The 4,570-nt window shown below is 71.6% G+C and carries 2 protein-coding genes; one reads left to right on the top strand and one right to left on the bottom strand.

Translation table 11 applies throughout. The annotated features are described in order from the left end of the window. Nucleotides 1-123: 123 nt before the first annotated feature. Nucleotides 124-2,787, bottom strand: a complete 2,664-nt coding sequence (locus tag LCE31_RS34385) for an ABC transporter ATP-binding protein/permease (protein ID WP_225021532.1) — start codon at nucleotides 2,785-2,787, stop codon at nucleotides 124-126. A 370-nt stretch (nucleotides 2,788-3,157) separates the two neighbouring features. Here LCE31_RS34385 and serB point away from each other — a divergent pair, with 370 nt between their 5' ends. Beyond that, nucleotides 3,158-4,432, top strand: coding sequence for a phosphoserine phosphatase SerB (serB, locus tag LCE31_RS34380; protein ID WP_225021531.1), 1,275 nt, complete (start codon nucleotides 3,158-3,160; stop codon nucleotides 4,430-4,432). Nucleotides 4,433-4,570 lie beyond the last annotated feature (138 nt).

Below are 4,570 nucleotides of genomic sequence, written 5' to 3'. Positions count from 1 at the left end.
CGGCCCCCCCCCGGGGGGGCGGGGGGGGGGGGGGCCCGCCGGGGGGCGGCGCCCCCCCCGCGCCGCCGGCCGGCCCCCCCCCCCCCCGCGCGGCCCGGGCGGGCCCGGGGGGGGCCGGCGCCGCTATTTGCGCATGACCTCCGGCTCGTGCCGGCGCAGCAGTCGCGCCACCACGACCACGCAGACCGCGGCGAGCAGCAGCTGCACACCGACATCGGTCACCCACTGCGAGACCTCGTGTGCCCACAGCGGGTCGAGGTTCGACGGGTCGTCCTTGTCGAAGGGCGGCATCACGTGCGACAGGTCGAGGGTGGTGCCCGCGGCCGCGACGCCCCAGCGCGCCGGCATCAGCCAGGCGAACTCCTCAAGCCCCGGCGTCCCGTACACCTGGAACAGCACGCCGGTGAAGACCACCTGCACGATGGCGAACATCACCAGCAGCGGCATGGTCTTCTCCGCGGTCTTCACCAGCGACGAGATGACCAGGCCCACCATCATCGACGTCAGGCCGAGCGCGATGATCGCGAGGCAGATCTCGACAGCGGGCGGCATGAACAGGCCCTCGGTGGGCATCGGCCGCGTGGAGAATCCGATGCCGCAGATGATGCCGCCCTGGATCGCCGTGATCAGTCCGAGGATGACCACCTTCGACATCAGGTAGGCGGAGCGTGACAGGCCGGTGGCCCGTTCCCGCTCGTAGATGACCCGTTCCTTGATCAGCTCGCGTACGGAGTTGGCCGCGCCGGAGAAGCACATGCCGACGGCGAGGATCAGGATGATCGTGCCCGCGCCGCTGTTGAACGCATGGTGCTTGTCCGGCTTCCCGAGTCCGAACTCGGCCGGGATGACGAGGCTCACGATGCCGAGCACCGCGGGCAGGATCACCATCAGCGCCATGAACCCGCGGTCGGACGCGATCACCGACACGTAGCGCCGCATCAGCGTCACCAGCTGGGCGCCCCAGCTCTGCGGCTTCGGCGGGCTGACCTGCCGCACGGACGGCGTGTTCACCGCCTGCGGCGCGGCCGAGTCGAGGTCGGCCGCGTACAGGTAGTGCTGGGAGCCGCGCCACCGGCCGGCCCAGTCGTAGTCCCGGTAGTTCTCGAACGCGGAGAACACATCGGCCCACGTGGAGTAGCCGAAGAAGTTCAGCGCCTCCTCGGGCGGCCCGAAGTACGCGACGGCGCCGCCGGGCGCCATGACCAGCAGTTTGTCGCAGATGGCGAGCTCGGCCACCGAGTGCGTCACCACCAGGACCGTGCGCCCGTCGTCGGCGAGCCCGCGCAGCAACTGCATCACGTCGCGGTCCATGCCCGGGTCGAGGCCGGACGTCGGCTCGTCCAGGAAGATCAGCGACGGCTTGGTCAGCAGCTCAAGAGCGACCGAGACGCGCTTGCGCTGCCCACCGGACAGGGAGCTGACCTTCTTCTCCTTGTGGATATCGAGCTTCAGCTCGCGCAGCACCTCGTCAATTCGCGCCGCGCGCTCCGCCTCCGCGGTGTCGCCGGGAAAGCGGAGTTTGGCCGCGTACTTCAGGGCCCTCTTGACGGTGAGTTCCTTGTGCAGGATGTCGTCCTGCGGCACCAGGCCGATGCGCTGGCGCAGCTCGGCGAACTGCTTGTAGAGGTCCCTGTTGTCGTACAGGACGTCGCCGCGGTCGGCGGGCCGGTAACCGGTGAGCGCCTTCAGCAGCGTCGACTTGCCGGAACCGGAGGGTCCGATGACCGCGACGAGGGACTTCTCGGGGACGCCGAAGGAGACGTCCCTCAGGATCTCCTTGCCACCGTCGACGGTCACCGTCAGATGGCGCGCGGAGAACGACACCTCACCGGTGTCGACGAACTCCTCAAGGTGGTCGCCGACCAGCCGGAACGTGGAGTGGCCGACACCGACGATGTCGCCCTGACCGATCGAGGCCGTACCGGACTTGGCGATCCGCTGGCCGTTGACGTACGTGCCGTTGTGCGAGCCCAGGTCGCGGAGTTCGAACCGGCCGTCCGGTGTGGCGGTGAACTCGGCGTGCAGCCGGGACACCTGGAGGTCGGAGACGACCAGCTCGTTCTCCAGGGCGCGGCCGATGCGCATCACACGGCCGAGCGAGACCTGGTGGAACGTCGTCGGGCTCCGGTCGCCGTGCGGTGCCCCGCCCTGCTGAGGCGCCTGCTGTTGCTGGGACGCCTGCTGTTGCTGCGGCGTCCGCTGCTCAGGCCGCTGCTGCTGAGGCGCCTGTTGCTGCGGCGCCTGCTGCTGGGACCAGCCGTGGACGGGCGTCTGCTGGGACGCCTGAGGCTGCTGTGTCTGGGCCGGTGTTTGGGCCGGTGTCTGCGCCGCTGCTTGGGCCGGCGCTTGTGCCGGTGGCCGCTCTTGTGGCCCCGTCTGCCGCGCCGGAGACGAGGGCATCTGTCCTCGCTGCGGCGGCTGTTGCAGGAGAGGCTGCTGATGTGCCGAGGCGGCGCCGGCACCGGCCGCGGCGACGGGCCGCGCCGCCGCGCCCAGGCTCAGCAGCGGTCCGTCGGTGGCGTTGCCCAGGTGCACGGCGCTTCCGGGACCGAGCTCAAGACGCTGGACACGGCGGCCCTGCGCGTAGGTGCCGTTGGTGCTGCCGTGGTCCTCGATGGACCAACCGCGGCCGTCCCAGGCGATGGTGGCGTGCCGCCACGAGACCCTCGCGTCGTCGACCACCAGGTCGCCCCCCGGGTCCCGGCCGAGGGCGTAGGACCGGGCCGGATCGAGGGTCCAGGTCCTTCCGTTCAATTCCAGTACGAGTTCAGGCACTCCATGCCCCATGTGGTTTCCCCCGAGGTACCCCAGTCGAAGAACCTGGGGACAGTGAACATCGGGGGAACTATCCCAGGCCCGCCCCCGTGTCGGAAAGCCGGGTGCGCGCATTGCCCGCGACGCGGACAGAACCGGCACAGGTCAGCGACACGACAGGCACCCGTACCGCTCCGCCCGCCGGATCGCCGCCGCTCACACCGTCCGGACCGGTGGTACGCGGCACCTGGGCGCGGAAGCCGCAGAAGCGTGCGGAAGCGCGGTGCGGTGGCCCGGGGCCCGGGCGCCGGCGAGCCGGCCGGGGCAGGCCGCGCGGCGGCGCTGTCCGCTGGGCGGGACGGCGGACGCGGGACGGGCCCGCGCCCGATACGGTGGGAACACCATGAGCGCACTGGAGCCCCCCGAGCCCCCGGCGGCCAGCGAGTCGGCCGGCGGCGCCCGCACCCTTCTCGTCAAGATCTTCGGGAAGGACCGTCCCGGCATCACGGCGGGACTCTTCGACACACTCGCCGCGTACGCCGTGGACGTGATCGACATCGAGCAGGTCGTCACCCGCGGCCGTATCGTGCTGTGCGCGCTGATCACCGCGCCGGTGTACGCGGGCACCACCGACGGCGAGCTGCGCGCGACGGTGCACAGCTGGGCCGAGTCCCTCCGTCTCCAGGCCGAGATCATCTCCGGCACGGGCGACAACAAGCCGCGCGGCAGCGGCCGTTCCCATGTGACCGTGCTCGGCAACCCGCTGACCGCGCAGTCCACGGCGGCCATAGCGGCCAGCATCACCGGGACCGGCGGCAACATCGACCGTGTCTTCCGGCTGGCGAAGTACCCCGTGACCGCGGTCGAGTTCGCGGTGTCCGGTGTGGCGACGGAGCCGTTGCGCACCGCGCTCGCCACGGTGGCGGCGGACATCGGTGTGGATGTGGCGGTCGTCTCCGCGGGGCTCCAGCGCAGGGCGCGGCGGCTGGTCGTCATGGACGTCGACTCGACGCTGATCCAGGACGAGGTGATCGAGCTGTTCGCCGCGCACGCCGGATGCGAGGCGGAGGTCGCGGAGGTCACGGCGCGGGCGATGCGGGGCGAGCTGGACTTCGAGCAGTCCCTGCACGAACGGGTCGCACTGCTCGCGGGGCTCAGCGAGACGGTGGTGGAGAAGGTACGCGCGGACGTCCGCCTCACACCGGGCGCGCGTACCCTGATCCGCACACTGAAGCGGCTCGGCTACCAGGTGGGGGTGGTGTCGGGCGGCTTCACCCAGGTCACGGACGCGCTGCGGGACCATCTCGGCCTGGACTTCGCCGCGGCGAACACGCTGGAGATCAAGGACGGTGCCCTGACCGGCCGCGTGGTGGGCGATGTCGTGGACCGCGCGGGCAAGGCGCGGCTGCTGCGAGCCTTCGCGGAGCAGGCCGGGGTGCCGCTGGCGCAGACGGTGGCGATCGGTGACGGCGCGAACGACCTGGACATGCTGAACACGGCCGGTCTCGGCGTCGCCTTCAACGCGAAGCCGCTGGTACGGGCTGCGGCCCACACGGCGGTCAATGTTCCGTTCCTCGACACCGTGCTCTATCTGCTCGGCATCACGCGCGACGAGGTCGACGAGGTGGAGGCCGCCGCCCCGCCCCACGGCCCCGGGAACACACCGCTCCGCACGTAACGGAACCGGTGCGCCCCCAGGAGTGCCCGGCCCCCGTGGGGTGTGCGCGGTCCCGCATGCCCGGTCCCACGCCCCGCCTCTCGCGGGGCGCGCGGCGCCGAGGCGAGGACTGAAAGCGGGGGCGGGCCGAGCGCGGGG

This window comes from Streptomyces sp. 8L (genome assembly GCF_020176795.1).
In the GTDB taxonomy this organism is placed as follows: domain Bacteria; phylum Actinomycetota; class Actinomycetes; order Streptomycetales; family Streptomycetaceae; genus Streptomyces.
Note: the sequence above shows the minus strand (reverse complement) of the source record. Positions and strands in the feature narration are given on the sequence as shown.